The 26,676-nt window shown below is 54.6% G+C and carries 25 protein-coding genes and 4 pseudogenes; 17 read left to right on the top strand and 12 right to left on the bottom strand.

Going from position 1 to position 26,676, the window contains the following annotated elements:
- Positions 1-185 precede the first annotated feature (185 nt).
- The gene (locus tag GLX_RS15720; RefSeq protein WP_014106965.1) at positions 186-1,529 is read left to right on the top strand and encodes an IS1182 family transposase; all 1,344 of its coding nucleotides are present in this window, start codon (positions 186-188) and stop codon (positions 1,527-1,529) included.
- Positions 1,530-2,575: 1,046 nt separating this feature from the next.
- On the opposite strand, the gene GLX_RS15705 is transcribed toward GLX_RS15720, so the two are convergent.
- A protein-coding gene (locus tag GLX_RS15705; protein WP_082779839.1) for an IS5 family transposase occupies positions 2,576-3,372 on the bottom strand; the annotation gives its coding sequence in 2 pieces (ribosomal slippage) (positions 2,576-3,033 and positions 3,033-3,372; 798 coding nt in all).
- A 128-nt stretch (positions 3,373-3,500) separates the two neighbouring features.
- Positions 3,501-3,896: pseudogene (locus GLX_RS15700) on the bottom strand (VOC family protein); the annotation flags it as partial.
- A 69-nt stretch (positions 3,897-3,965) separates the two neighbouring features.
- Here GLX_RS15700 and GLX_RS15695 point away from each other — a divergent pair.
- Positions 3,966-4,685, top strand: a complete 720-nt coding sequence (locus GLX_RS15695; protein ID WP_014106963.1) for a helix-turn-helix transcriptional regulator — start codon at positions 3,966-3,968, stop codon at positions 4,683-4,685.
- Between the two features lie 222 nt (positions 4,686-4,907).
- On the opposite strand, the gene GLX_RS15690 is transcribed toward GLX_RS15695, so the two are convergent.
- A complete protein-coding gene (locus GLX_RS15690) occupies positions 4,908-5,822 on the bottom strand; it encodes a helix-turn-helix domain-containing protein (RefSeq protein ID WP_014106962.1) in 915 nt (304 codons plus the stop codon).
- Between the two features lie 153 nt (positions 5,823-5,975).
- Here GLX_RS15690 and GLX_RS15685 point away from each other — a divergent pair.
- Positions 5,976-6,386: pseudogene (locus tag GLX_RS15685) on the top strand (SDR family oxidoreductase); the annotation flags it as partial.
- A gap of 130 nt (positions 6,387-6,516) precedes the next feature.
- On the opposite strand, the gene GLX_RS15680 reads toward GLX_RS15685, so the two are convergent.
- A complete protein-coding gene (locus GLX_RS15680) occupies positions 6,517-7,599 on the bottom strand; it encodes an IS5 family transposase (RefSeq protein ID WP_193360696.1) in 1,083 nt (360 codons plus the stop codon).
- A gap of 25 nt (positions 7,600-7,624) precedes the next feature.
- Between GLX_RS15680 and GLX_RS17765 the strand changes: the two genes are divergently transcribed.
- On the top strand, positions 7,625-8,044 hold the full coding sequence (locus GLX_RS17765) for an HNH endonuclease (protein ID WP_231850460.1): 420 nt from the start codon (positions 7,625-7,627) through the stop codon (positions 8,042-8,044).
- A 242-nt stretch (positions 8,045-8,286) separates the two neighbouring features.
- Here the strand turns inward: GLX_RS17765 and GLX_RS19100 are convergent, their stop codons facing one another.
- On the bottom strand, positions 8,287-8,391 hold the full coding sequence (locus tag GLX_RS19100; protein WP_231850469.1) for a hypothetical protein: 105 nt from the start codon (positions 8,389-8,391) through the stop codon (positions 8,287-8,289).
- A gap of 448 nt (positions 8,392-8,839) precedes the next feature.
- On the opposite strand from GLX_RS19100, the gene GLX_RS15675 reads away from it, so the two are divergent.
- Together GLX_RS15675 and GLX_RS18510 are read left to right on the top strand one after the other, a co-directional pair.
- A complete protein-coding gene (locus GLX_RS15675; RefSeq protein ID WP_014106958.1) occupies positions 8,840-10,210 on the top strand; it encodes a hypothetical protein in 1,371 nt (456 codons plus the stop codon).
- An 86-nt stretch (positions 10,211-10,296) separates the two neighbouring features.
- Positions 10,297-10,545: pseudogene (locus tag GLX_RS18510) on the top strand (IS1595 family transposase); the annotation flags it as partial.
- Positions 10,546-10,680: 135 nt separating this feature from the next.
- On the opposite strand, the gene GLX_RS15665 reads toward GLX_RS18510, so the two are convergent.
- Positions 10,681-11,760, bottom strand: a complete 1,080-nt coding sequence (locus GLX_RS15665; protein ID WP_014106935.1) for an IS5 family transposase — start codon at positions 11,758-11,760, stop codon at positions 10,681-10,683.
- A 193-nt stretch (positions 11,761-11,953) separates the two neighbouring features.
- Positions 11,954-12,772 (bottom strand): pirin family protein, encoded by an 819-nt coding sequence (locus tag GLX_RS15660; protein WP_014106956.1) that lies wholly within the window; start codon positions 12,770-12,772, stop codon positions 11,954-11,956.
- Between the two features lie 98 nt (positions 12,773-12,870).
- Here GLX_RS15660 and GLX_RS15655 point away from each other — a divergent pair, with 98 nt between their 5' ends.
- The 4 genes from GLX_RS15655 (at position 12,871) to GLX_RS15640 (ending at position 17,879) form a co-directional block, all read left to right on the top strand.
- Complete coding sequence (locus tag GLX_RS15655) at positions 12,871-13,767, top strand: LysR family transcriptional regulator (RefSeq protein WP_014106955.1); 897 nt, start codon at positions 12,871-12,873, stop codon at positions 13,765-13,767.
- 208 nt (positions 13,768-13,975) lie between these two features.
- The gene (locus GLX_RS15650; protein ID WP_014106954.1) at positions 13,976-15,955 is read left to right on the top strand and encodes an oleate hydratase; all 1,980 of its coding nucleotides are present in this window, start codon (positions 13,976-13,978) and stop codon (positions 15,953-15,955) included.
- Between the two features lie 120 nt (positions 15,956-16,075).
- Entirely contained in the window at positions 16,076-16,705 is a 630-nt protein-coding gene (locus tag GLX_RS15645; RefSeq protein ID WP_010512257.1) for a TetR/AcrR family transcriptional regulator, read from the top strand.
- Positions 16,706-16,796: 91 nt separating this feature from the next.
- On the top strand, positions 16,797-17,879 hold the full coding sequence (locus tag GLX_RS15640) for an IS5 family transposase (RefSeq protein WP_193360696.1): 1,083 nt from the start codon (positions 16,797-16,799) through the stop codon (positions 17,877-17,879).
- Between the two features lie 248 nt (positions 17,880-18,127).
- On the opposite strand, the gene GLX_RS17755 is transcribed toward GLX_RS15640, so the two are convergent.
- On the bottom strand, positions 18,128-18,706 hold the full coding sequence (locus GLX_RS17755; RefSeq protein ID WP_010512347.1) for a DUF488 domain-containing protein: 579 nt from the start codon (positions 18,704-18,706) through the stop codon (positions 18,128-18,130).
- A 35-nt stretch (positions 18,707-18,741) separates the two neighbouring features.
- Here GLX_RS17755 and GLX_RS17750 point away from each other — a divergent pair, with 35 nt between their 5' ends.
- Positions 18,742-18,957, top strand: coding sequence for a hypervirulence associated TUDOR domain-containing protein (locus tag GLX_RS17750; protein WP_010512346.1), 216 nt, complete (start codon positions 18,742-18,744; stop codon positions 18,955-18,957).
- Between the two features lie 13 nt (positions 18,958-18,970).
- Here GLX_RS17750 and GLX_RS17745 read toward each other — a convergent pair whose 3' ends face one another.
- The 3 genes from GLX_RS17745 to GLX_RS17735 all read right to left on the bottom strand — a co-directional run bounded on the left by GLX_RS17745 (position 18,971) and on the right by GLX_RS17735 (position 20,056).
- The gene (locus GLX_RS17745) at positions 18,971-19,243 is read right to left on the bottom strand and encodes a DUF1971 domain-containing protein (RefSeq protein WP_023524174.1); all 273 of its coding nucleotides are present in this window, start codon (positions 19,241-19,243) and stop codon (positions 18,971-18,973) included.
- A complete protein-coding gene (locus GLX_RS17740) occupies positions 19,240-19,629 on the bottom strand; it encodes a PAS domain-containing protein (protein ID WP_014106953.1) in 390 nt (129 codons plus the stop codon). The genes GLX_RS17745 and GLX_RS17740 overlap by 4 nt, the downstream gene beginning before the upstream one ends.
- Before the next feature lie 61 nt (positions 19,630-19,690).
- Positions 19,691-20,056, bottom strand: a complete 366-nt coding sequence (locus GLX_RS17735) for a DUF488 domain-containing protein (protein WP_010512344.1) — start codon at positions 20,054-20,056, stop codon at positions 19,691-19,693.
- Between the two features lie 48 nt (positions 20,057-20,104).
- Between GLX_RS17735 and GLX_RS15630 the strand changes: the two genes are divergently transcribed.
- The 5 genes and pseudogenes from GLX_RS15630 to GLX_RS15610 all read left to right on the top strand — a co-directional run bounded on the left by GLX_RS15630 (position 20,105) and on the right by GLX_RS15610 (position 23,646).
- A protein-coding gene (locus GLX_RS15630; protein ID WP_248705283.1) for an IS5 family transposase occupies positions 20,105-20,901 on the top strand; the annotation gives its coding sequence in 2 pieces (ribosomal slippage) (positions 20,105-20,444 and positions 20,444-20,901; 798 coding nt in all).
- A 6-nt stretch (positions 20,902-20,907) separates the two neighbouring features.
- Positions 20,908-21,393, top strand: a pseudogene (locus tag GLX_RS15625) (chloride channel protein); the annotation flags it as partial.
- Between the two features lie 231 nt (positions 21,394-21,624).
- Entirely contained in the window at positions 21,625-21,954 is a 330-nt protein-coding gene (locus tag GLX_RS19095; RefSeq protein ID WP_041247925.1) for a chloride channel protein, read from the top strand.
- The gene (locus tag GLX_RS15615; RefSeq protein WP_014106903.1) at positions 21,923-22,732 is read left to right on the top strand and encodes an IS5 family transposase; all 810 of its coding nucleotides are present in this window, start codon (positions 21,923-21,925) and stop codon (positions 22,730-22,732) included. Before GLX_RS19095 ends, GLX_RS15615 begins: the two co-directional genes overlap by 32 nt.
- A gap of 17 nt (positions 22,733-22,749) precedes the next feature.
- Positions 22,750-23,646, top strand: coding sequence for a chloride channel protein (locus GLX_RS15610; protein ID WP_014106950.1), 897 nt, complete (start codon positions 22,750-22,752; stop codon positions 23,644-23,646).
- Between the two features lie 45 nt (positions 23,647-23,691).
- Here the strand turns inward: GLX_RS15610 and GLX_RS15605 are convergent, their stop codons facing one another.
- Positions 23,692-24,954: a cation:proton antiporter gene (locus tag GLX_RS15605; RefSeq protein ID WP_014106949.1), complete on the bottom strand. Its 1,263-nt coding sequence runs from the start codon at positions 24,952-24,954 to the stop codon at positions 23,692-23,694.
- A 157-nt stretch (positions 24,955-25,111) separates the two neighbouring features.
- Between GLX_RS15605 and GLX_RS15600 the strand changes: the two genes are divergently transcribed.
- On the top strand, positions 25,112-26,389 hold the full coding sequence (locus GLX_RS15600) for a hypothetical protein (RefSeq protein ID WP_014106948.1): 1,278 nt from the start codon (positions 25,112-25,114) through the stop codon (positions 26,387-26,389).
- The last annotated feature ends 287 nt before the right edge of the window (positions 26,390-26,676 follow it).

The raw sequence follows: 26,676 nt of genomic DNA, 5'->3' as shown, positions 1-26,676 counted from the left end.
TATGGCTTCCCCAGACAGACTTTTGATGCGTAAAATAGCATCAACATCAACGATGATGGTTGATGTTGATTGTTATCAGTCTTTCTTGTCAAGGAAAAAATCGACGACATATGGGCTGATATGAAGCCCTAACAGCCTGTCGGGTTGGGGTACCCTATGAAGGGGAGAGGTTGTAAGGTGGTGTGATGAGCAGCTTCATCCCGTTTGACCGGTCTCAGCCGTATCTTCTGCCTCCTGATCTGAAGTTGTGGCTTCCGGCTGATGATATGGCGCATTTCGTTGTAGTTGCCGTTGAACGGGTTCCGATGAATGCGTTTTCCGTGCCAGTACGCACGGGTGGCAAGGCACAGTACCATCCGCGCCTGATGCTGGCCCTTCTGATCTTCAGCTATGCGAACGGGCTGTTTTCCTCACGCCGGATCGAGCGGGCGACATATCGCGACATAGGGGTGCGTTTCGTGGCGGCGAACCTGCATCCGGATCATGATACGATTGCGACCTTCCGCCGGACGAACCGGACAGCCATTGAAGCTACATTTGCGCAGGTCCTGCTTCTGGCGCGCGAGACGGGTCTGCTGCGTCTGGGTGTAGTATCGATCGACGGCACGAAAATCGATGCCGACGCTTCGAAATACCGTTCGGTGCGCTACGACCGGATCAGGGCGCTGCGCGAACAACTGGCTTTGGATATTGCGAAACTGATGGACCAGGCGGAGTACGCAGATGTCACAGACAGCGATCCGCAGGCATTGCCGGAAGAGCTTGCCCGACGGGAAACACTGAAAGCGAAGCTGGACGAAGCCTGCGCCCGGCTGGAAGCTGATGCCAGGAAGCAGGCTGAAACGGCGCGTCCGGCCTACGAGAAGAAGAAAGCCGCTTATGATGCGAAAACAGGGCGTCGTGGCCGGGCGCCGAAACCGCCTGATGAGGAACCGCCACCCGACCGACAGATCAGCCTGACTGATCCCGACAGCCGCCTCATGCGGCGCTCGGACGCCCATGAATTCCGGCAGGCTTACAATGCCCAGGCCGTGGTTTGCGCCGAAGGCAGCCAGTTGATCGTGACAACCGGCGTTGTCGCCACGTCAGCGGACGCGCCATCCTTTGCCGACACGGTACTGTCGATGGAAGACACAATCGGTCTCCCGGAGAAGGTGCTTGCCGACACCGGTTACGCCAGCGGACAGGCGGTCCGGAAACTGCGGGAAAAGGGCATTGATCCGCTGGTCGCCATTGGGCGGCCCTGTGCCCGCAGGGCTTACGACTTCCGGCCCCGGCCCGAAGGAAGGGAGCCACGCCGGATAACCGAACCCTGGCGGCTCGCCATGAAGGACAGGTTGGAAACCACAGAAGCCGGAGATCTTTACAGACGACGCAAGCAGACCGTGGAGCCGGTCTTCGGAATTATCAAAAGCATCATGGGCTTCAGAAGATTCAGCCTGCGTGGCCTTGCAAAAGTCACAACTGAATGGACACTCGTCGCTCTCGCATACAACTGCAAGAGAATGGCACGGCTTCAAACAGCATAAGTCAGGTTACCCTCGGCTTTATGATCCTCCCAAAGGCCAACCCGACAGGCTGCTAAATTGGTCTTCGAAAGATACGATCAATGTGTGCCTGCTTCTCGTCGAAGATCTAATCCGGCCCAGGTGCGGCATGTTAGGACCGTATTATAGATTACTTGTGTCTTGAATGAGGCTTTGTCAAAGCGGACAAATCATTAAAACGAGGCATAAATCAGCTGAGGAGATAGCGATCAGAGATATAATGGAGGATGATATTTTGCTGTGCGGCGTGTTACGATAGTCTTCTGGTTCTAGTTCATCCTTATGCTCAATGTTCGGACGTCAGAACATTCTCAGACGGAATTTGTAAGGTCCTTCTCGGATGGGAGGAATACATTCCATCGCAAAATGCGCAAACTTCAGGGCATCGGAGCATATGCTGATGTTCGGACGTCAGAACATCAGAGGGCGCGTACCGGATTTTTATGAGCAGTGGTTCTGGACCTCGTTGGGCACCGAGATCGTGGTCGCCTCCTTGATTGCACTCCCACCAAGTTCAGGAAACCTATCGAACATGCATTCACCCTGACTGGGGACTTGGATAATGCATCGTTTTTCCTCATCGTCCACTGCGAGCGATCGCAAGGTGTGCGATGTCGATGAGGGGGCAGCAACCAATTCCGCTGCCTTCATGTGGCCGGCGTTTCATCCGAAAGATCGTCATGGAACGTACTCGCTGCAGTGAGACGTTCGCTGGACATGGTAAGACTGAGCATTGCCGCACCTTGGCGGCTCTAGCCTATGACAGCAAGACGGATCGCAGCATCGGGATAGACCAGGACGCTGCCATCGCGCTCATCCTCGAATGGTCAGGAGGCCGACCTGTTAATCACGTGGAGATGACGATACGGTACAAGCGGACCATCGACGTTCTTTTTCAAGGCATGAAAGAAGTGAGAGATAGGTCACGCTGCTACATATGCCGTTTTGCTTTGAACCAGGACGACGTACATCTGTCACGAGACCGAGACACCGGGCCTAAATGACCGGTTTCTTCAGGTTAGGGCCTGTTAGGGCTTGATCCAGTCTGCTGCGGCAGCGATGTGGATGACCGCGAGGAACGACGTTGCTGTTTTTTCATATCTGGTTGCGACAGCGCGCCACTCCTTGAGGCGAGCCCAGAGGTTCTCAACGAGATGCCGACACCGATAGGCCCATTTGGGGCAGGCGACCGGGCCATCGCGTCGTTTCGCGGGAATGGCTGGCCGTGCTCCCATGTCCCATATCCGTTCACGCATGGCGTTCGACGCGTAGCCCTTGTCCGCTACTACCCACAGGGGAGTGGCGGGAAGGCTGTCGAGCATGGCTGGTGCCAGAGGCAGTTCATGAGCCTGTCCAGGGGCCAGCGCAAAACCGAAGGCTTTTCCATGTCCATCAGCGATCACGCAGACTTTTGTGCCATAGCCGCCGCGAGAGCGGCCAAGTGCTTCACGATGGTCTCGCTCTTCGAAAGAGGCCCCTTTTTTTGGGCTCCCGCCGCTTTGTGGTGAGCCCTGATGTTTGTGCCATCCAGAAAAGTCATTCCGAATGCCACTCCCTGTTGTTCCTGAACCAGTGCGAGCAGCCGCTCCCATACGCCGAGCTTCGCCCAGCGGATGAAAAGCTGCGCAGCCCGCCACCACGGACCCAGTTCAGCGGGGATACTCCGCCATTTCGCGCCATTCTCATGACGCCAGAAAATCGCTGCTATCGTCCGCCGCAGATCATGTGGCGGCGTCTTGCCCCTCGGGCGAACCTCCTCAATCAGAGGTTCCCAGATCGCCCATGTCTCGTCCGTAAAGGTGCCTGTTCTGTCTCCTTCTTCCATCCCTACAATATGGGAAGAAATTCAAGATCTAACAGGCCCTAGTTCCTAGAACCAGGTCGTTCGCCTCCCCCCCCGCTTTCCTGTATGTTGTCTATAGAAATAACAGACCGGTTGGCTACCCGTTGTCGCCGGGTTCCGAAACGGGCGCGGGCGGCTTTGGTTAACGGCGTAAACAGGCTGATGATCGTGCCCTCGGGATCGCGGAACTGGGCCGTGCGGTTGCCCCATGGCAGCAGCTTTGGCTCAATCACAACGTCCACTTTGTTTTTCAGGCGTGCGAATACGGCATCCACGTCATCAACCCTGAATTCCAGAATTGCGGTGCGGTTTGCCCCCGGTTCGGCAGTTCCTTCCCTGAACAGGGCGACCGTCTCGGCGCTACCGATCGCGAGTGTCGCGCCAGGGGTGACGATTTCGGCAAACTGGGGTGCAAGCCATTCGGCAGGCTGTTCGGTCACCAATTCATAAAATGCAACCATGGTGTTGATGTCAGCGGCAATCAGGCGGGTAGAGGCAAACTTCATCGAGCGATTCCTGCATAAGGTTGTGTTCGCCGTCTTTTGGCACAATCATGCTGACAGCATCCTGTCAGCATGATTGCAAAACCCTTGCGTAGTACCGACCGCCTTTTTCAGATTATCCAAATCCTGCGCCGGTCGTCGCGCCCCATCACGGCGCAGGCGCTGGCTGGGGAATTGGAGGTCTCCACGCGCACGATCTACCGCGATATCGCGCATCTGATGGGGCAGCGCGTGCCCGTTTCAGGTGAGGCTGGCGTTGGTTACGTGCTCGGCTCCGGATACGACATGCCGCCGCTTGCGCTGACCCCGGTGGAAATTGAGGCGATTGTTCTGGGCGCGCAGTGGGTGGCAGCCCATGGCGATGAAATGCTTGCATGTACGGCATTGGACGTTCTTGCTAAGATTGCGGCAGTTGTGCCCGAGCGCCTGCAGCCATTTATCATTGCGCCGAGCACTGCGGCGAAGCTGCCTCTTGATGCGTCCAAGGATACGGTGGACGCGGCGGACTTTCGATCTGCAATACGTAAAGAAATGAAATTGCGCCTGCATTATTGCGATCAACGGGGTACGCTAACCGAGCGTACGGTATGGCCAGTGGTTCTTGGCTATTCGGATACCACGCGCGTACTGATCGCTTGGTGCGAACTGCGACAGGACTTCCGTCATTTTCGTACGGACCGGATAACCGCGGTAGAAAAGCTGGATGAGCGGACAGGTGAACCATACCACCGCCTGCTTCGCCGCTGGGAGATATGGCGTGCATCGGAACTGGCTCAGCTCAAGGCCCATTAATTCGTTGAACAGCGCTAGATGTCGTGATCCGCAACGGTTTTTGATGCGAAGATACCAAGAAAGCGTGTGGCCAGCATCCCGCCGAAGAAGAGTCGGAAATCAAGCCTGAAAGTTACGCATTGAGAAAAACAGCGTCTAAAGGCGGCCTTTTAGGTCTGCCTTAACCGCTATCTGGTCAATGAATTTGAAGCAGGGAGGTAGTAGCCGCCTTATCCGTCTCCATCATAGCTTCCTGTAGTCGCGTGGGCTGATGCCGGTTTCCCTGCGAAACATCTGTGCAAAATGGCTCGCACTCTCATAGCCACTGGTCAGGGCGATCTCGATGATGGACCTGTTGGTCTGTGACAGAAGGTCCTTCGCATGTTCCACACGCCGCCGGATAAACCAGCGTGATGGGCTTTGCCCCATGGTGTTGTGAAATGACCGGCTGAAATGAAACCGGCTCATCCCGCATAACCCGGCCAGAAGATCGAGATCGAACGGTTCGGCGAGATGGGCCTCCATATGATCCAGCGCCTTGCGCAGCTTCCACGCTAGCAGTTGTGCAGGTCTGGGTGTGGGCGAAGGCTGTGTCCGGGCATAATGACGCAGAAGATGGACGGTCAGGCTTTCCAGAAGGCCATTTACAAATAGAGAACTGGCCGAATGAGTCGCCTGGATCTCGGCCGCCAGGCCTGTCAGAACGCCAGATATGAATGCGTCCTGACCACCGGAAATGTCGCGCATGGAAAGCCGTGATGGATTAAGCCCCAACGATCGGGCGGCCCGGTTCACCAGAGTAAGCCCCAGATAAAGATGCAGGACTTCAAACGGACGGTCCGGATCAGCCTGCCAGCGCATGAGGTAAGGCGCATCGGTCTGTGTCAGGAAAAATGATCCGGACCCGGCCTCACTTTTCGTCCATTCACCTGTCAGTTCGCGTTCCTCGATCTGCGCTTCTCCCGAGATGATCCAGACCAGCAAGGGTTCGGCCACGGCCGGGACCAGCACTTCATCTTCCTGTTGCGGTCGGCGGAATATCTGTGCCTCGGCCTCTTTCCATGCGTCCCCGTGGCTTTGCGCGATCTTCCGGCCCGGAATGCGGTCATTGAGGGCATAACTGGCGGCATGCAGCGAAGAACGATGCGGGTACGGCATCCGGTTTACCTTTCAGACGTGCCGTGAATTGTCCAGTCCAACTCACAAAAACGCAAAATCACAATGATTTTGGCAAGAGGACGACAGAAACCATTTTCATTGGTCTTTACCTGTTTTCTCGATCTTTTTTAAATGGAATAGGTGGAGATTATCATGAGCATCAGAGGTAAAGTCGCCCTTGTTACCGGCGCCTCCAGCGGGATAGGGGCTGCAACAGCACGCAAACTTGCGACAGAGGGTGCAATAGTCGGTCTGGCAGCACGGCGCAAGGACCGTCTGGACACGCTGGCGGCGGAAATCACCGGGGCAGGGGGTAAAGCCGTTGCCCTTTCGACCGATGTTACGGATCTGACCTCATGCAAGGCTGCGGCAGATGCCCTCATTGCCCAATTTGGCAGGATTGATGTGCTGGTCAACAATGCGGGCCTGATGCCCCTGTCCAACATTGACAGCCTGAAAGTGGACGAATGGCAGCGAATGGTGGACGTAAACGTGTCCGGTGTCCTCAATGCGACGGCGGCAGTTCTTCCACGGATGATTGCACAGCATTCGGGCCAGATCTGGAGGGATCGAAGAACCCCTGATTGATGTGCTTGGCCGGTAATTTCTGGGTTTTGGCGATTTGATTGACGGTTTTTGCGATGGCCTCCGGTCTGCGTTTTGAGCAGATTGGGAGTTGTCCTCCGCTGGATGGCTATGCGCTCGCGTTCAATCTTTCGAGGAAGAGGAAGCGGCGCATATTGTAGACGATATTGGCGAGCCCGATCCTCATGGTGGCTTGGCTGATACCGACAGTCCGGACAAACAGCCCCGTCTGTGACTTCTGATCGGCAAAGACATGCTCGACACGCGACCGGATAATGGATTTTCCTGCATTCGATTTCTGGATATGCCGGGGCATAGGCTTGAGATGCGGCTTTTTGCGATGAACCTTGGAGACAAAGCCCTGCTTTTCCATGAAGTCTTCATTGGCTTTTGAGCGGTAGGCCGTGTCAGCCCAGACACTTGAGGCTGTATTGGTTTTATCCAGCAGCCCCTCTCTCAATCGCGCGCCATCACTGGCGGCGGCATGCGTTGTTTTCCATTTCCGGATGAACCGGTATTTTCGATCGATGGAAACATGCGATTTATAGCCAAAGAACGGGATGGCGAGATCGCTGGATGGCATGGTTCCATCATCCTGCCGCTTCGCCTTCGTGAACTTCAGTGTCCATCGCGCATGACGATCCTTGTGCGACAGCTTTGCGGGTTTGTCCTGCCAGTCTTCAGGAATACGTCCTTCCCGAAGATCGGCTTTCTCTGCATTGGTGTTCCGCTGCTTCGGAGCCGCTACCAGCGTGGCATCCAGGATCTGGCCTGACATCGGCAAATACCCGGCGTTGCGCAGGGTGGCATCAAAGCGGTTGAACAGCCCATCGATCGCACCCGCCTGGGTCAGACGCTTTTGACACAGCCAGACCGTTTTGGCATCCGGCACCCGATCTGAAAGTCCCAGACCAAGGAAACGCATAAAGGAGAGGCGATCGTTGATCAGATATTCCGTCCGCTCATCAGACAAATTGTTGAGCGTCTGGATCACCAGAATTTTGAACATCAGCACAGGATCAAATGGCGGTCGTCCGCCTTTGCTGCCGTCAGAATACGCCAGAGCCTTCTCCAGGTCAGGGCGGAAGACTTCAAAATCCACAGTCCGGGAAAATGCTTCGAGCTGATCACCAAGCCCGCTCAAGCGGGCAAGCCGCTCTTCAACGTCAAAAAATCCCGTCTGCTTCATGATCCATACTCCAATCAACGCAAGGAAAATGGAATCACAGAGCAGACCTCAATACCAGAGGGTTTTTCGAACCCTCCAATTGGTTCTAGCCCGCCGCGGGCAAGGAGTGTTTAAGGCCAATGTGCGACTGAACGAAAGACGGTGTCGTATAACTGGTGTATCAGATCCACGTTTTCTGATTGCCAGTCATATTAAACCCTGGCGTGACTGCACTGATCAGGAAAAACTGGATGGCTGCAATGGCCTGCTGTTGTCGCCACATGTTGATCGATTGTTTGACCGTGGTCGGATTAGCTTTGCCAATGATGGAACGTTACTGAAATCAGCCGTGCTACCGCCTGAAGTTTGGTCGGCTTGGGGCTTGGATAACATTATTAACGTCGGCGCATTTACGAATGCACAGGCGACTTACCTAGCGCTGCACAGAGAGGCAATTTTTAAAGGCTAATGAGGAGGGCTCGACTACTAGGACTTGTTAGGCCTTGATGTCGTCTGCTGTAGCAGCGATGAGGATGACGGAAAGAAAGGACGCGGCTGTCTTTTCATATCGGGGCGCGACAGCCCCCACTCCTTGAGCCTTGCCCACAGGTTTTCGACCAGGTGCCAGTGTCTGTAATCCCACCTGAGACAGGCGACTTCCAGATCATCCTTTCCTGCCGGAATCACAGGACGAGATCCCCGGTCCCAGAGCTATTCACGGAATTTGTGCGAGGCATATCCGCGATCACAGACGACATAGGTCGGTGGGTATGGCAGATCGTCGAGCAGGGCATAAGCGGATGGCAGTTCATGCACCTGTCCGGGCGACAGTGTGAAGGGCAGTGCCTCGCCATGCTCATCACAAACAGCTATGCAGTCCGTTCTGTTATTCAAGACCTAACAGGCCCTCATTGGATAAGCCCATGGGCTCTGGCATTGTCATCTCGGCATCCGGCGAGACGGGGTATCTCGCGGTCCACCGATCGCAAGTATCATTGGTTGGTTTCCCCCGCACCTAAACTGAACATGCTGATATCTAAAAAAACTGCCCTTAGAGACGGCTTTTTTTTGCGTCTAAGTTTCCACCGCAGGACACACATAGGAAACAGATGAAAAGATAATCCGGCACAATTTTGTCGAAGGTCACATATGTATGATGAAAGAATAGGGCGTTCTGTCGCCTATTTCGGGCTATCATTCTGGGCTTGTCGAGTCAGGACAGTCTGCCCCTCTACTGTCCATATCAGGAGATGCACAAACAGTCATGGCCGCAGATGAACTTACAGGACTGATCAGATATCTCAATCAGGAGGACTGGCAGGACTGCTTCAGCGAAGTGCTTGGCGATCACATCGGTCCGGTGCTGGAATCGGGAGACATCACCTTCGAGGATCTAGCGGAGATGATCGGTCCCGACGTTGCCATGACGTTGTGGGGCTGTGCTTTCGAGGATTTTCTTGGGCTGGATTGGGATGATGGCCGGAACTTCGTGGACGTTTACCTCAAGCGTCGGGGTTGGAAGGAAGGACCACGTAATAGCGCCTATATGCGCGCTCTCAAGACTTCGGTCATGAGTCTGTATGAAGTCTCGGACATCAAACCCGGCCAGAGCCTGATGGCGCGTGACCTGCTACGGGGTGGTGATCCGATTCTGGTGCATGATGGCACGGCCACCCGGACACTCAGACAGTGGGACCGGATTGCAGCGCGTCTCGTGCCGTCCGATGGAAAGACCATTCTGGCAGGCGGGCTGCTCGCTTATTCATGGGGCGCCTGCGCAGCTCTGGCTGCGAACCTTTACAGAGTTCTGCGGAAAAGACAGGGCAAGACGGAGTTTCCAAAAATCGATACGCAGACGCTGCGTGAACTTGCGCCGACGTTCACGCTGACCTGGCTGTTCCGGACGCTGGAGGACATGGCCCGGCAGATGGACGGTCCAGCGCTGTTCAATGGGGACGGAGAGGATCTGGTCTTCTATGAAGTGTGTTTCCCGCTGACAAACGGCGTGACGCAGAAGACGGTGGCGGATGTACTTGACGGGATCACGGCCCTGAGGCCGGAGAACCGGTCGTTTTGGAACTGGTTGAAAGAGCCGATGAGCGATCCCGTGCAGAAGGCTGGACGGGATGAAAACGGGAAGTTCCTGCGCACAGAGATGGATGATGGCACGATCGTGCTGGGTACGCTGGACCTGAAGGGGCGCCAGTTGCGGCTGCAGGTGAATTCGAAAGAGCGTGCCGAACGTGGCCGTGCCATGCTGCAGGCTGGTTTGGGAGATCTCGTGCGCGCGCCGCTCATGCAGATCATGACGCCGGTGCAGGCGATGGAAGATCGGGGAACGCAGGGGCGGGAGGCTTCGCCAGAGCTGCAGATCCCACCCGAGGAGGAAGCCCGGATTATTGGGCAGATGCTGGAGCGGCACTATCGGCAGGTGCTTGATGAGCCTGTTCCGGCTCTGGGAGATATGACGCCGCGTCAGGCCGTCCAGACGGCTTCAGGACGTAAAAAAACGGTTGCCTGGCTGAAAGGGATCGAAAACGTCACAGCCCGCGCCCAAGGGAGTGGCGGCGCCATGGCCGCTTATGATTTCGGTTGGATGTGGCACGAGCTCGGACTCATAGAACTCCGGAAATAGTCCGAGTGCGCCTTCATTTCGGACGGCAAGGTAAGAATTGAGTTTGGGGCTGGCATAGGTAAGCCAATAAAAGCTTGATATGGCATATGAAAGCACGTCGTCGCAGCCGTCCGGTATTTGCTACCCAAAGATGCCTTCTGGCGCACTTCGTTGCGGGCACACCCGCGCGGAGTGCTGCGGAAATTGTCGGCGTCAATCACAATACAGCGACTCTGTTTTACCATAAGCTTCGGGAAATCATTATCGCGCATAATGCTCTGGAAGCGCCCCTTGAAGGAGAGATCGAAGTCGATGAAAGCTATTTCGGCGGACATCGCAAAGGTAAAAGAGGGCGAGGTGGAGGGATCGAAGAACCCCTGATTGATGTGCTTGGCCGGTAATTTCTGGGTTTTGGCGATTTGATTGACGGTTTTTGCGATGGCCTCCGGTCTGCGTTTTGAGCAGATTGGGAGTTGTCCTCCGCTGGATGGCTATGCGCTCGCGTTCAATCTTTCGAGGAAGAGGAAGCGGCGCATATTGTAGACGATATTGGCGAGCCCGATCCTCATGGTGGCTTGGCTGATACCGACAGTCCGGACAAACAGCCCCGTCTGTGACTTCTGATCGGCAAAGACATGCTCGACACGCGACCGGATAATGGATTTTCCTGCATTCGATTTCTGGATATGCCGGGGCATAGGCTTGAGATGCGGCTTTTTGCGATGAACCTTGGAGACAAAGCCCTGCTTTTCCATGAAGTCTTCATTGGCTTTTGAGCGGTAGGCCGTGTCAGCCCAGACACTTGAGGCTGTATTGGTTTTATCCAGCAGCCCCTCTCTCAATCGCGCGCCATCACTGGCGGCGGCATGCGTTGTTTTCCATTTCCGGATGAACCGGTATTTTCGATCGATGGAAACATGCGATTTATAGCCAAAGAACGGGATGGCGAGATCGCTGGATGGCATGGTTCCATCATCCTGCCGCTTCGCCTTCGTGAACTTCAGTGTCCATCGCGCATGACGATCCTTGTGCGACAGCTTTGCGGGTTTGTCCTGCCAGTCTTCAGGAATACGTCCTTCCCGAAGATCGGCTTTCTCTGCATTGGTGTTCCGCTGCTTCGGAGCCGCTACCAGCGTGGCATCCAGGATCTGGCCTGACATCGGCAAATACCCGGCGTTGCGCAGGGTGGCATCAAAGCGGTTGAACAGCCCATCGATCGCACCCGCCTGGGTCAGACGCTTTTGACACAGCCAGACCGTTTTGGCATCCGGCACCCGATCTGAAAGTCCCAGACCAAGGAAACGCATAAAGGAGAGGCGATCGTTGATCAGATATTCCGTCCGCTCATCAGACAAATTGTTGAGCGTCTGGATCACCAGAATTTTGAACATCAGCACAGGATCAAATGGCGGTCGTCCGCCTTTGCTGCCGTCAGAATACGCCAGAGCCTTCTCCAGGTCAGGGCGGAAGACTTCAAAATCCACAGTCCGGGAAAATGCTTCGAGCTGATCACCAAGCCCGCTCAAGCGGGCAAGCCGCTCTTCAACGTCAAAAAATCCCGTCTGCTTCATACCGCCATTCCCTCAGTCAGAACCGGACGAATGGAATCACAGAGCTGGTTTCAAAACCAGCGGGTTTTTCGAACCCTCCACCTGATGGTCGATAAGGAGCAGGGCTGAGTTTTCAGCCGTGAAACGGTTGCGGATACGAGATGTTGTCATGGCGATGTTCCTGTTTCGGTCAAGATGAAAGACGATGCTGGTGTTACAGATGCAATCCACTGACGCGGTGATACGATTCCTGTAACAGCGTTGTATCGGCGAGCATGAGTGGGCCATGCGCAACCACTGGCTGTTTGAGCTGCGCGCCGCTGATCACGACAAGACGGGCCGGGCCAGCAGAGGTTTCGACCTGGAAGCTGCTCTCCGTACTGCTCGCAAAGCCAATGGCCTGTGTCTCGGACAGCGGTGTTTCACCGAGGACGCACCTGCCTTCGATAACGACCAGGATGCCGCCCCAGCCGGCGGGCACCTCAATGGAATGTCTGGCCGCTCCGTCGAGCGTGATTTCTTCGACCCGGACAGAGGAGGGAAGGGCGTGTTCCGTCTTGCCCAATGTGGTGCCGTTGACGGCAATCCGGCTCTTCCATCCCGGGCCTGAGCGGGTTTCCACCAGTTCTGGAGGAACAGAGAAAGCTGCTGCTTCATCACGCTGGTTTGCAGCCGGGAGGTTGATGAAGATCTGCAGGCCTCGGGCTGGGCCGCCGCCAGGCATGGGCACTTCTTCATGCATCATGCCGCTGGACGCGCGGCTCCAGTGCAGGCCGCCAGGACGGATGTCCATGACATCACCCATGCTGTCCCGATTGATGAAACCGTTGGGTGAGTCCGCAAAAACATAAGTCACGGCAGAGAACCCGGCATGCGGGTGGGGCGGAAAAGTCGGCCCATTCATCTCGAACCAGTCAATATTGAGGACCGGATCGATCATGTTGCCGAAGGCCTGACGGGGATACTGACGGGCCGAGAAGACGCCGCCGTGACGGGCCTGGGTTGGTGTATAAACGGAAGAAAACGCGATCATGACGGAACCTCCTTCAGTAAGGGTGCTGTCATCGTAATTCTGCGCGGCTGTTCCGGTAAGGTTTGATTTTGGAAAGATAATATCCCATTTTCAGGACAATGAAACCTTCTCTGGACGATCTGGCCCTTCTCGTCACAATTGCGGAAGCGGGAAGCTTTACGGCCGCCGCAGAAGCGTTGGGGCTGCCAAAATCTACCGTAAGCCGACGCCTTGCTGATCTGGAACTGCTGTTGCGCACATCGTTGTTCCGGCGGTCCACGCGAGCGCTCTCCCTGACGGACGAAGGGCGGCGCATCTATGAAATGGCACAGCCTTCCATTCTGGCTGCGGGTAATGCCGCAAGGGCGATTGCCGAGCGGGAGCAACTGGTTGCCGGGCGTGTTTCCCTCACGACAACGGCGGCGCTTGGACAGTATCTGATTGCCCCGCATCTGGTCAGGCTGACGGCCGATTATCCGGACCTGAAGGTTGATCTGCAACTGACAGAGCGCCGTATCAACATTATAGGAGAGAGCGTGGATCTTGCCGTCCGCATGGGGAATCTGGGCGACAGTGACCTTATTGCCCGAAGGCTGTGTATGGTCCGGCGGCTTCTTGTGGCCTCACCTGCCTATCTTGCGCAGGCGGGAACCCCACTCTCGCCATTGGATCTTGCAGCGCATAACGCGATCGTGACCAGTGCCGGCCTGGATACCTGGCGTTTCGACGGTGGGTGGGAGTGCGTCATGCGATGGAACATCGCGGCCGGAAACATGCTGGTGGCGCACCAGTTGGCGCGTCTTGGTCATGGCATTGCCATGTTGCCGGACTTCATGATCGCGAATGACCTGAAGCAGGGGATATTATGCAAAATTCTGCCTGACTATCCGCCCGAACAGGCGGATGCCTGGATTGTAACAAGTCGTCAGAGGTATCGGTCTCTAGCCGTTCAGACTGTGCTGAATGATCTGGTTGAAGCCACAGGCGGTCGCGAGTTGGCCGGGGAAACTGATTGACAGGCTGCGTTGGTGTCCAGGGTTTTCAGCTTCTGAAACATGGATGGACCGTCTGTGACTAAGGGAAAATCTGGCCCTGCCTTAATCTGTTACCTGTATGGAAATTGCATCGAAACGGAATATCATTTGATATCTGAATATCAGATGATATCGTCATCCGTGCGGATAGTGCGATGACCGACTGTCGTGCCAGAATAAAGGGATTGTCATGAGTGATAATGTATCCTCAGGCTCAGAAAGCCCGACCAGAGCCTTCACTGTCGAAACCGATGCAACGGCGACCTATTGGCGTAAGGGACCGCAGGACACGTTGCCTCCACCTGACATGATGGGGCCATATATGCGCAATCATCCTGTGCCGGTTGAGGCGGTGGATGGCCGCAAGGCATGGATCATTGGCAGCGGCATTGCCGGGCTTGCCGCCGCATTCTACATGATCCGTGATGGCAGGATGAAAGGTGAAGACATCACCATCCTCGACACGATGGACATTGCCGGCGGGTCACTGGACGGCGCGGGTAACGCCGAAGAGGGCTATATCGTTCGCGGCGGCCGGGAGATGAACTGGAACTACGACAATTTCTGGGATCTGTTCCAGGATGTTCCAGCCCTTGAACTCCCTGCGGGCTTTAGTGTTCTCGATGAATATCGGCAGGTCAACGATAATGACCCCAATTACTCCAAATCCCGCCTCATGCACCAACAGGGGAAAATTCGTGATTTCGCGACTCTGGGCCTCAGCAAATCGCATCAGTGGGAACTGATCCGCCTCTTGCTCAGGCGCAAGGAAGACCTCGATGACATCACGATAGAGGCGTATTTCAGCGAAAGCTTCTTCGAGACGAATTTCTGGTACCTGTGGCGATCGATGTTCGCTTTCGAGAACTGGCAGAGCCTGCTGGAAATGAAACTGTACATGCATCGCTTCCTGGATGCGATCGACGGGATGGCGGACATGTCGACGCTCGTTTTCCCGAAATACAATCAGTATGACAGCTTCGTCGTCCCCCTGGCACGTCTGTTGCAGGACAAGGGCGTGAAGATCCAGTTCAACACGCGCGTTCATGATGTCGATCTTCAGATACGCGGGGACGAAAAGACCGTAACCGGACTGCGGGCCATGGTCGATGGACAGGAAACCACCATACCTGTTCATCCGAATGATCTGGTTTTTGCCCTGACCGGCTCCATGACGGAAGGCACGGCCTATGGTGACATGGACACGGTGCCAGTTCTGGAACGTGGCCTTCATGAGCCCGGGGAAGAGAGCGACTGGACGCTGTGGCGCAATCTGGCCCGGAAATCTCCTGTCTTTGGTCGGCCGGATAAGTTCTATGGTGATGTCAAAGGCTCAATGTGGGAGTCCGCGACACTGACCTGTCGGCCGTCACCTTTTGTCGATAAACTGAAGGAGCTCTCGGTCAACGATCCCTATTCGGGCAAGACCGTAACGGGCGGTGTCATCACCTTCACCGACTCAAACTGGGTGCTCAGTTTCACCTGCAATCGTCAGCCACATTTTCCGACCCAGCCTGATGATGTGCTGGTGATCTGGGTCTATGCTCTTCTGATGGACAAGGAAGGCAATTATGTGAAGAAGCCGATGCCCGCCTGTACCGGTCGGGAAATTCTGTCTGAACTCTGCTACCATCTCGGAATAGTGGAGCAACTGGACGCCATTGCGCTGAACACGAAGGTTCGTCTGGCGTTGATGCCTTATATTACAGCACAGTTCATGCCGCGCGCTGCTGGAGACCGGCCGCATGTCGTTCCCGAGGGCTGCACGAACCTTGGTCTGCTTGGTCAGTTCGTAGAGACCAGCAACGACATTATTTTTACAATGGAAAGCTCGGTCCGTACGGCGCGTATCGCGGTCTATACGTTGCTTAAACTACCAAAACAGGTTCCGGATATCAGTCCGACGCAGTATGATATCCGGACAATATTCAAAGCGGCCAGAGCGATCAATAATGGGGAACCATTCCCTGGTGAGCGGTTGTTGCACCGCCTTCTTGATAAAACCTATTTCTCTCATATTCTGCCACCTCTACCGAAGAAAGAAGAGGCAGATGGCGATGATTTTGGAAACGATCTGTCCGGCTTGTTTGGAAAGGGGAGTGAGGCCCTGCACAAAGTAACAGACTGGCTGGAAAAATTTCGCGCTAATCTGGGGTGGAAACGAACATAAAGGTAGGTCTCCGTAGCGGGAGGACAATAGTCTGATATCCTGGCGACACCCATGGCCAGGATATCTTCTGGTGATCCTGACACATATATTCGGACTCAACGTTAAATTACGTGCGGGCTTATGCGACTGACGAGAAAAGAGACACAGGAACAAACCCGTCATCGTCTGATCACGGCAGCCAATGTTGCAATCGCGACCGAGGGCGTTGCGGCAGCATCCATTCGGCGTATCTGTGACATGGCGGGTCATTCTCAGGGTGCGTTCTACTCGAATTTCAAAACCAAGGATGACCTGCTTCTAGAGATCATGCGTGCGCATATCGAGGAAGAAGCCATGGTGCTTCGTACACTCGTCTCGGGAGCGCGCGGGGCCGACCTGAATCTGACCCTTGCGCAGCTGTCGGTGCGCCTTGCTGAACTGGCGGGGCAGCCACAGTGGTCCCTGCTTTCGATCGAATTACAACTTCATGCCCAGCGGGATAGCCAGTTCGCGGCCCGCTACAATGATTGCAAGTCGGCCTGCCACGCCGTGTTCTCAGCTCTCCTTGAAGAACTGACCCATTTATATGGATTGCATCTTATACTCCCGGTCCGGCAGGTCGCCATCGGGCTCTACGCTCTCTGGTCAGGTCTGATTGTGCAGGGTAGCGTGGCCGGGGCCTTTCCTCGCGATCAGATATTTCTCGCGTTTTTCAGGTCGGTCACCGGATGCCCGGCAGAGACAACACAAACTATGGACGCCCTGTCCTGATGAGCAGTTGTTCAGATGGAGGGTTCGAAAAACCCTCTGGTATTGAGGTCTGCTCTGTGATTCCATTTTCCTTGCGTTGATTGGAGTATGGATCATGAAGCAGACGGGATTTTTTGACGTTGAAGAGCGGCTTGCCCGCTTGAGCGGGCTTGGTGATCAGCTCGAAGCATTTTCCCGGACTGTGGATTTTGAAGTCTTCCGCCCTGACCTGGAGAAGGCTCTGGCGTATTCTGACGGCAGCAAAGGCGGACGACCGCCATTTGATCCTGTGCTGATGTTCAAAATTCTGGTGATCCAGACGCTCAACAATTTGTCTGATGAGCGGACGGAATATCTGATCAACGATCGCCTCTCCTTTATGCGTTTCCTTGGTCTGGGACTTTCAGATCGGGTGCCGGATGCCAAAACGGTCTGGCTGTGTCAAAAGCGTCTGACCCAGGCGGGTGCGATCGATGGGCTGTTCAACCGCTTTGATGCCACCCTGCGCAACGCCGGGTATTTGCCGATGTCAGGCCAGATCCTGGATGCCACGCTGGTAGCGGCTCCGAAGCAGCGGAACACCAATGCAGAGAAAGCCGATCTTCGGGAAGGACGTATTCCTGAAGACTGGCAGGACAAACCCGCAAAGCTGTCGCACAAGGATCGTCATGCGCGATGGACACTGAAGTTCACGAAGGCGAAGCGGCAGGATGATGGAACCATGCCATCCAGCGATCTCGCCATCCCGTTCTTTGGCTATAAATCGCATGTTTCCATCGATCGAAAATACCGGTTCATCCGGAAATGGAAAACAACGCATGCCGCCGCCAGTGATGGCGCGCGATTGAGAGAGGGGCTGCTGGATAAAACCAATACAGCCTCAAGTGTCTGGGCTGACACGGCCTACCGCTCAAAAGCCAATGAAGACTTCATGGAAAAGCAGGGCTTTGTCTCCAAGGTTCATCGCAAAAAGCCGCATCTCAAGCCTATGCCCCGGCATATCCAGAAATCGAATGCAGGAAAATCCATTATCCGGTCGCGTGTCGAGCATGTCTTTGCCGATCAGAAGTCACAGACGGGGCTGTTTGTCCGGACTGTCGGTATCAGCCAAGCCACCATGAGGATCGGGCTCGCCAATATCGTCTACAATATGCGCCGCTTCCTCTTCCTCGAAAGATTGAACGCGAGCGCATAGCCATCCAGCGGAGGACAACTCCCAATCTGCTCAAAACGCAGACCGGAGGCCATCGCAAAAACCGTCAATCAAATCGCCAAAACCCAGAAATTACCGGCCAAGCACATCAATCAGGGGTTCTTCGATCCCTCCACATCGTTTTTTTCACAGATGACAAAAGAACGCGTTTTTCACGCTTTGAAACACCATCAAAGAGTCTCAGAGCGCTGAACATTTCTTCAGGTTCCGATGGAATATTCTGATTTTTATTATGACTTCTCATCATTTTGGACACATACGGACTCTGGAAGAGGATACGTTAAACAACCTGTTGGTTCGACAACAGCACCAGACGTAAGAACGCCTTCCTGCGTGTTCGTCAACGACAGGATATGGATCACCGTCAAACCTTTAGAAAGAAGATAATCTGAAATAATGCGCCGATGACACCGCCACCAAAGAACCTCTGCGCACATTAAAACAACCGTTTCATATCGGCTCGCTTCGATTAAAGTTGCTAGACCTTTCTGAAATTCATCGCTTAAAGCATAGTCGGCATAATTATGAAAACTTTGCACACGCCAGAATGCATTAATCGTAGGTGCAACGGTTCTAGACCGCGGACGTCTCCCGCCTAACTCCGGAAAATGACGATAAATAACGTTTACTTTCCCAAGCGCTTCAGACAGGACATTACCATTGTAATCCCGATTACGCCTAGAATACGGAAACGCACGAACATCCGCCACGAATGTAATATGATAATGACAAATAAGTGTTATAAACTCGTCAAGGGAATGCGTAGAGTGACCAATCGTATAAATCGTCTTACATTTAACCTTGGTCATTTTACAGTGTCTTCGGTTGCATAAGGAAAATTACCATGTCTTCACAAACCTTCAGAATTGGCGACATTGTTTCATGGAACTCTGAAGCCGGTTATGTCACAGGTAAAATTACGAAAATTCACACATCACCATTTCTCGTCAATGGGTATCATCATCATGCGTCAGGCCAGGAACCTCAATACGAGATTGTCAGCCAGAAAACTGGGCATATAGCATTTCACAAAGGGTCGGCCCTACAGCTACAGATGTAAGTGTTCATATACTTCACAAAGAATGAACTGGATCAGAATCGTAAAACTCCAGTTTTAGCCGGACCAAACCAGATAATTTTAGGTAATGCGTCTGCTCCGGTTTGATAAGGCCTGGTTCACAAGGTGTCAGATGCCTGACTTCTCCAGTGTCAACGTACACGAGCGTCGCAGTTCCTTCCAGAATACGGATAACTGCCCATACGCCAGCCTTCGTGGCATGACGCTGACGCAGACCTGCGGGAAGAGTTATCGCATTGAACTCCGACGTAATACGATACGGTTTCATGGCTGCTTCCTGATATCACGAAAAACAACCTTTATCGCATCGATATTTCCACTATGGTTTCTTATGATATCCATATTGAATACAACAACAATCTGCGAACCATTCCGTCTTAAAGCCGGCACGGTGAGTGTACGATCTGAATTAAAACCTGTTACTCCCTGCTCCACGACATAAGACCAACCTTTCCAGTGCCGTTCACGTAATTTTTCCGGTATAATCAGATCAAGTGACTTCCCAATAGCTTCCTCCGCCGCAAAACTAAACATCTGAACTGCGTTGTCATCCCACAACTCGATGATGCCTGAGCGATGGACCCGGACAATCGCATCGTCACAAATAATGGGAGAATTCTTTTGATCTGTTTCAGAAAAACTTAAATTCGGCATGGAACATAATTCCTAAAAACGTGATAACGGATGAATACTTTTTATACGTTAGCGTCAATACCTATATGTCCTGCTCATCCAGAAATTTCTGGAGAACAAGAGCGTGATTATGAAGCGGATCATGCGCAGCATAAAGAAGAGTGATCCTCCCTTTTTTCATAAGGTTCTCAAGTTTTTTGATGTCGGAATTTCCTTCAGAAAGCTCATGACGATACCTGAGTTTGAATTCATCCCAGTGAGCCGGGTCATGATCAAACCAGTGTCGAAGATCGGAGCTTGGAGCAGCATTCTTTAACCAATAATCCATTTTAACATCTGATTTGTGCAACCCTCGAGGCCACAATCGATCCACAAGAACACGAACGCCATCTATTTCCGAAGGCAGATCGTAAACTCGTTTTATCCGAACGTCGTGTCGAGATTTCATGACAGACTAGGGCCTGTTAGATCTTGAATTTCTTCCCATATTGTAGGGATGGAAGAAGGAGACAGAACAGGCACCTTTACGGACGAGACATGGGCGATCTGGGAACCTCTGATTGAGGAGGTTCGCCCGAGGGGCAAGACGCCGCCACATGATCTGCGGCGGACGATAGCAGCGATTTTCTGGCGTCATGAGAATGGCGCGAAATGGCGGAGTATCCCCGCTGAACTGGGTCCGTGGTGGCGGGCTGCGCAGCTTTTCATCCGCTGGGCGAAGCTCGGCGTATGGGAGCGGCTGCTCGCACTGGTTCAGGAACAACAGGGAGTGGCATTCGGAATGACTTTTCTGGATGGCACAAACATCAGGGCTCACCACAAAGCGGCGGGAGCCCAAAAAAAGGGGCCTCTTTCGAAGAGCGAGACCATCGTGAAGCACTTGGCCGCTCTCGCGGCGGCTATGGCACAAAAGTCTGCGTGATCGCTGATGGACATGGAAAAGCCTTCGGTTTTGCGCTGGCCCCTGGACAGGCTCATGAACTGTCTCTGGCACCAGCCATGCTCGACAGCCTTCCCGCCACTCCCCTGTGGGTAGTAGCGGACAAGGGCTACGCGTCGAACGCCATGCGTGAACGGATATGGGACATGGGAGCACGGCCAGCCATTCCCGCGAAACGACGCGATGGCCCGGTCGCCTGCCCCAAATGGGCCTATCGGTGTCGGCATCTCGTTGAGAACCTCTGGGCTCGCCTCAAGGAGTGGCGCGCTGTCGCAACCAGATATGAAAAAACAGCAACGTCGTTCCTCGCGGTCATCCACATCGCTGCCGCAGCAGACTGGATCAAGCCCTAACAGGCCCTAGTCTCTGACGGGGCGACCTATGGTACGGGCTATCTCCAGGCGCGAGGAATCATAGACGGCACCCTCCATTATCCAGCCTCCTTCTTTTTCCTGAAATACCTCTCCATACTAATCACCTTTTGTTCTGGCATACCTGGCGGCATGTTTGCACCGTCCCTAGCTATCGGTGCTGGCATGGGCGGGTGGATCGGACAGTTCCTACCCCATACCTCTCCAGGTGCTGTCGTTCTGCTTGGGATGGCGGCATATTTCTGTGGCGTTGCCCAATCTCCGCTCACAGCGACGATCATCGTGATGGAGATATGCGATAACCAGCAGGTCACGCTGGCGCTTCTGGCAACCGCATTTCTGGCGTTCGGAGTGTCGCGAATGATCTGCCCTCATCCACTATATTCCGTCCTTGCTACAGGTTTCATGGAAAAGACCGAGCAGAAGGAGATTCAGAAAAAAACTGATCCGAGCCCGGAAACGGGTCCCTCATGAACAGCGACCCGGATCGCAGATGTCGCATTCGAAGCCGGGGAACCTCAGTCAACGAAAGAAGACGCCGTGCTACAGCAGGTGCCAGATAGAACACCGCACTCAGAACGAACCGACAGTTCCTGCAGTCTGGTTTTCCTCGCGTCAGCGTCAATCCTGATCGGTATCGCAACCGGTACGATCTGCGGAACCTTTCGCCTGTTTCTGGAGTGGCTGGAATTCACGCGAACGGAGATGGCCCCTCGGTTTCTGCATGGTTCGCCGTGGGGAGGCTTCTTTCTGGTCGTCGGCGTTGCCCTGGCAGCTCTGGCAGCTGTAGAAATGGTACGCCGCCTTGCACCGCTGGCGGCAGGCAGCGGCATTCCTCATGTCGAAGCCGTGCTATCGGGCATTACCGGCCCGGCGTCATGGCCACTCATCCCGGTCAAATTCGTCGGCGGTCTACTGGCGATTGAGAGCGGTCTGGCCCTGGGACGCGAAGGGCCTAGAGGGTGTTATGTACTTTCGTTCCTGATTGGTGCAGTAATGAGGGATGGCACCCGCACGCAAACCGTATCCCTCTGATGTATCAGACGAAGAATGGTCTCTGGTCGTTCCGTATCTGGTCCTGATGCGAGAGGACGCGGAACAGCGGCGGCATGATCTGCGCGAACTGTTCAACGGGTTGCGCTACGTGATCCGCTACGGGATTGCCTGGCGCGCGATGCCAAACGATCTGCCGCCGTGGTCGGCGGTTTATCAGCAGTCTCGTCGTTGGATGGATGCCGGCTGCTTCGAGACGCTGGCCTGCGATCTACGTGCCGTCTTGCGCATGGCTTCTGGTCGCCTGCCGGAACCCACTGCAGCCATCCTCGACAGCCGGACATTACGTTCGACACCCGAGAGCGGGCCTCGCGCCGGTTACGACGGGGCCAAACGCAAACGGGGCTCGAAGCTGCATATGGCTGTGGATACGCTGGGCCACCTGCTGGCCCTGCATGTCACGCCAGCCAATCGGGATGATCGCGCCGAGGTCGGACGCCTCGCCGCTGCCATTCAGGAGGCCACTGACGAAAGCGTCGAACTGGCCTATGTCGATCAGGGATATACGGGCTCAAAACCAGACGAGGCGGCTCGCACGCACGGTATCGCACTCGAAGTCGTCAAGTTGCCCGAAGCCAAGCGCGGCTTTGTCCTGCTGCCGCGCCGGTGGGTCGTCGAGCGGTCTTTCGCATGGGCCACACGATGCCGCAGGCTCGTCAAGGACTACGAGCGTTACGCTTCAACCCTCGCAAGTCTCCATGTCGTCGCTTTCGCATGTTTCATGCTCAGAAACGCCGCTATACTCGCTCAAGGTGCATAACACCCTCTAGCGTACAGATGGGAGCCGCAGTAGCCGATGCGATCGCACGACGGCTCTCACTGGGACGGGCAGACTGCCGTGCCCTTCTTGCCGCTGGCGCGGGAGCAGGTCTTGCAACGGCCTTCAATGCGCCAGCCGCAGGTGCTGTTTTTGTCCTGGAAGAACTGGTGGGGCAATTTGAGGCGAGAATGGTCTGCGCAGCGCTCGGAGCGTCCATCTCAGCCATTATGTTCAGTCGTGGCATTCTAGGCAGTCAGCCCGATTTCATCGCATCTTATCCGGTTCTACCTACAGCAGTTGCGAAGCAGTTATTCTTTGTCATGACTGGTCTCATGACAGGCCTACTGGCAGTCGGATACAACCGAACAATTCTTGCAGCACTGCGCCTTGCCGACCGTCTGCCTGTCAGCATATACACCAGAGCCACCCTAATCGGCGGACTGGCCGGACTTGTCGTATGGCTTGATCCCCATCTGGCGGGTGGAGGCGACTGGATCACCCAGGCCGCAATAAGTAATACGATAAACTGGCATCTTATTCCCCTCCTGTTCGTTTTCCGCTTGGTATTCGGGGCAGTTTCCTATGCTGCCGCGACACCTGGCGGATTATTCGCGCCTATGCTTGCCTTGGGGGCACTATCAGGGTTGGCCTGCAGCTTTGTCGCACAAATACTGAGCCCGGACACAGCACTGGCGACTGCGCCGTTCGTGATTGTTGGCATGGCTTCAATGTTCGCAGGATCCGTTCGATCACCCGTGACGGGCATTATCCTCGTCATGGAAATGACTGGATCATCCGATCTTGTATTACCGCTCCTGTGCGGAAGCTTCTCAGCAATGGTGGTGGCAGGTGCATGCGGAGATACCCCGATCTACGAGGCCTTACGACTTAGGGCAGCAGTCGGCAGACGCTGACTGATTGACCTACAGGCATTTTGTCGCCGCATGTTTCATGAGAAATCATTCTGGCCCGGATGTTGATGATGGGTAAAGCCTGCGGACGACCCATTCCATGGTCAGTCCCTGTACGATGGTGGTAAACACCACCACACCGTAACAGACAGGCAGCAACAGATTGCGCAATTCACCTGGAGGCAATCCAAGCGCCAGTGAGACCGAGATGCCACCGCGCAAACCACCCCAGGTCAGGATACCAAGAACACGGCCCCGTTCCCATTGTCTGAGATGAATCGGAAGAGTGGAGAACAACACGCTCAGTGCGCGCACGACAATAGACAGCGGAATCACCATGAGCGTCGCCATCATGGTAAACAGACGCGGCGTGATCTCCAGAATTTCAAAACCGATAAGCATGAATAGCAGGACATTCAGCACTTCGTCCATAAGGGTCCACGCGACATCGAGGTTCTGGCGGGATGCTTCATCGAAAACGGAATCGCTATAGCTGGTTTCAAAACACAATCCAGCCACGACGACAGCTATCGCGCCTGACATGCCAAGATGGCTGGCGATACTGAAGGTTCCGGTCGCTAGGGCCAATGACGTCAGCAGATCGATATGCGGATCCCGTTGCTCCTTGAGTACACGAAGCGCGATCCATCCGGTCATGGCACCTAACAGACCACCACCAAGCGCCTCACGGCAAAAGCTGAGCACAATCGCAGAAGCGGCCAGACCCTGACTGTCTCCGGTCGCCAACCCGATCGTCACACCAAAAATAACAACTCCCACACCGTCATTGAACAGACTCTCGCCCGCGAAAACTGCCTGAAGTGGTCCCGGAAGTCGCAGACGCTTCAGCATGCCCACGACCGAAACCGGATCTGTGGGTGCGAGAATCGCACCGAGCACGATGCACCATGAAAACGGAACGGCATGGCCCATCAGGGGCAAAATACTCCAGACTGCACCCGCCAGAAGGACCACAGCCAACACCGTTCCAAGGACAGAGAGGGCTGTCACGGACATCAATTTGGCACGCAGGTGCCCGACATCAACCTGCATGGCTCCCGCAAAGAGAAGAAGTGACAGCACACCGTTCAGAAGCGCTACGGGTAGATTGATGATCCCCAGCATAGACCGCGACAGAGCCTGCAGATCATAGTCCGGAATCAGCAGGTTCAAAGCCACAACCAGCAGGGATGCCAGCAGCGAAAAGATCAGGACACCGATTGTCGCTGGAACGCGAAACGTGTGGTGATTGAGAATGCTAAAGGCTGCGGCGAGCACGAAAAGCAGGGCAATAAGGCTGATAGTATCCATTATATGATCGCTGGCCCTTCTGATGTTTTGCGTCAAGGAAAACCGGCGTCGGCACCCCAAGCGAAATGCCGGCCACTATGCGAGACCCGGCAGGTGTTGACCTATATCCCTGTTACAATCAGTATCTGGGGAGAACGGAATGTTAGTTTGCGGGTAAATGACAGACCTCATTCGAGACCTTATCCTTCGCTGGCGAGATGATCCGGCAGGGACCTATCAGAGTTGGTTCTTGTGGGATGAACGCCTCAAAAACTTCCGGTCTATCCGTCGCGGTCTGCAGCTGGTTGTGGCTGAGATAGCCGCTGGTACATTCGGGGTTGCCTATCGTGGCTCCTCCTTGGAAACAGTTGTACATTCGATTGCTGAGCAGCGTCAGATTTTCAAGGGTGCGGATCATGCATTCTTGTGGAAACCGAAGTTACGCATTCCCGACATCTACGAAAATCCCGCCAATCAGAAAGCATTTGGGCAGCTTCTCGATACCTGTCTGTGCTGCAATACCGAAGAGCATGTAGTCTCGGCCATTCATGCAATCGACGCCAGGAAGATAAAAGGGCTGGGGCCAGCTGTCGCCAATCTGCTGTATTTCCTGCATCCCACGATCATGCCACCTTTCAATACGGCGATCGTGAAGGGCTATAACGCCCTGACCGGATCAAAGGTGAAGCTGGGGCGATGGGAGGAATATCTTGCCATGCGGCAAGGGATACTAAAGCTGAATGCAACCTATCGTGCGCTGCTTTCCAATGATCTTGGTGCTATCGGAGGACTGCTGTTTGATCTCGGAAGCGGACGTTATACAGCGCCGCCTCTCGAAGATAACGAAACAGCACGAAAACTCTGGGAAGCCGATCTTCACCAGGTTAGGGAGCAGAGCGCAAAAGAGGCCCGAACTCTCGCTGCGGAGCGGGAAACAGATCATACTCATACCGAGATTCAGGGATGGCTTCGTGATCTGGGGCTCTCCTTGGGTTACGATGTCTGGATTGCCGCCAATGATCGCAGCCGTCCATGGCAGGACGGCAAGCTGGGGGATGGTTGCCTGTCGGTATTGCCGGGGTTCACGACGGAAACGCAGGGAGCGGAATCCGTGCGTCTGATCGACGTCTTATGGCTTGACCAGGAAAGCCATAGGATTGTTGCAGCATTCGAGGTTGAGCACTCAACGACCATCTATTCCGGTATCGTGCGGATGCTCGACCTTGCTCTCGGGTCAGCGGCGCAGGCTCTGGAAGGGATGTTCCTTGTCGCGCCGGACAAGCGGGAGATTGATGTGCGGGAACAGTTGAAGCGACCGGCTTTCAGCAGGATTGCTGATCTGAAAGTCCGGTATCTGCCTTATGGAGCACTGGAGAAGGATCGTGAGGCAATCAGGCGTTTTGGCCATGGTCTGAAACCGATACAGAGCATTTCCCATCTTCTGACCCCAGTGTGATATCTGCAGTACATCGCCTGTTCTGACGCAAGTTACGATAAGATTGAAGCGACTGCAGCCCACCCTCGCATTGACCCCTTATCGGTCGTATTAGGCTTCGCCTTATTCGCGGCCGTAACCGCGGCTTTCGCCATCGAATCAGCCTCGCCTGCAGTGATCATGATTGGTATCACGATATGGAGGCTGACATTTGGCGAAGTCACGACGTTGCTCCAAACCGCGCTGGCCGATACGGCCAGGAAGATGCCGGGATGATGATCCGGGCCTTTCCAATCTGGAACTTTAGG

It is taken from the genome of Komagataeibacter medellinensis NBRC 3288 (assembly GCF_000182745.2).
In the GTDB taxonomy this organism is placed as follows: Bacteria; Pseudomonadota; Alphaproteobacteria; order Acetobacterales; family Acetobacteraceae; genus Komagataeibacter; species Komagataeibacter medellinensis.
This window is presented reverse-complemented; position numbering and strand designations above follow the sequence as displayed.

Excerpts from the sequence above, each read along its gene's own strand:
- GLX_RS17735 (WP_010512344.1), bottom strand. The coding sequence starts at position 20,056 with ATGAAATCTCGACACGACGTTCGGATAAAACGAGTTTACGATCTGCCT.
- GLX_RS17740 (WP_014106953.1), bottom strand. The coding sequence starts at position 19,629 with ATGCCGAATTTAAGTTTTTCTGAAACAGATCAAAAGAATTCTCCCATT.
- GLX_RS15675 (WP_014106958.1), top strand. The coding sequence starts at position 8,840 with ATGGCCGCAGATGAACTTACAGGACTGATCAGATATCTCAATCAGGAG.
- GLX_RS17750 (WP_010512346.1), top strand. The coding sequence starts at position 18,742 with ATGTCTTCACAAACCTTCAGAATTGGCGACATTGTTTCATGGAACTCT.
- GLX_RS15720 (WP_014106965.1), top strand. The coding sequence starts at position 186 with ATGAGCAGCTTCATCCCGTTTGACCGGTCTCAGCCGTATCTTCTGCCT.
- GLX_RS15665 (WP_014106935.1), bottom strand. The coding sequence starts at position 11,760 with ATGAAGCAGACGGGATTTTTTGACGTTGAAGAGCGGCTTGCCCGCTTG.
- GLX_RS15695 (WP_014106963.1), top strand. The coding sequence starts at position 3,966 with ATGATTGCAAAACCCTTGCGTAGTACCGACCGCCTTTTTCAGATTATC.
- GLX_RS15615 (WP_014106903.1), top strand. The coding sequence starts at position 21,923 with ATGGCACCCGCACGCAAACCGTATCCCTCTGATGTATCAGACGAAGAA.
- GLX_RS15660 (WP_014106956.1), bottom strand. The coding sequence starts at position 12,772 with ATGATCGCGTTTTCTTCCGTTTATACACCAACCCAGGCCCGTCACGGC.
- GLX_RS15605 (WP_014106949.1), bottom strand. The coding sequence starts at position 24,954 with ATGGATACTATCAGCCTTATTGCCCTGCTTTTCGTGCTCGCCGCAGCC.
- GLX_RS17765 (WP_231850460.1), top strand. The coding sequence starts at position 7,625 with ATGGAATCACAGAGCAGACCTCAATACCAGAGGGTTTTTCGAACCCTC.
- GLX_RS15600 (WP_014106948.1), top strand. The coding sequence starts at position 25,112 with ATGACAGACCTCATTCGAGACCTTATCCTTCGCTGGCGAGATGATCCG.
- GLX_RS15690 (WP_014106962.1), bottom strand. The coding sequence starts at position 5,822 with ATGCCGTACCCGCATCGTTCTTCGCTGCATGCCGCCAGTTATGCCCTC.
- GLX_RS15655 (WP_014106955.1), top strand. The coding sequence starts at position 12,871 with ATGAAACCTTCTCTGGACGATCTGGCCCTTCTCGTCACAATTGCGGAA.
- GLX_RS17755 (WP_010512347.1), bottom strand. The coding sequence starts at position 18,706 with ATGACCAAGGTTAAATGTAAGACGATTTATACGATTGGTCACTCTACG.
- GLX_RS15650 (WP_014106954.1), top strand. The coding sequence starts at position 13,976 with ATGAGTGATAATGTATCCTCAGGCTCAGAAAGCCCGACCAGAGCCTTC.
- GLX_RS19095 (WP_041247925.1), top strand. The coding sequence starts at position 21,625 with ATGGCCCCTCGGTTTCTGCATGGTTCGCCGTGGGGAGGCTTCTTTCTG.
- GLX_RS15645 (WP_010512257.1), top strand. The coding sequence starts at position 16,076 with ATGCGACTGACGAGAAAAGAGACACAGGAACAAACCCGTCATCGTCTG.
- GLX_RS15610 (WP_014106950.1), top strand. The coding sequence starts at position 22,750 with ATGGGAGCCGCAGTAGCCGATGCGATCGCACGACGGCTCTCACTGGGA.
- GLX_RS17745 (WP_023524174.1), bottom strand. The coding sequence starts at position 19,243 with ATGAAACCGTATCGTATTACGTCGGAGTTCAATGCGATAACTCTTCCC.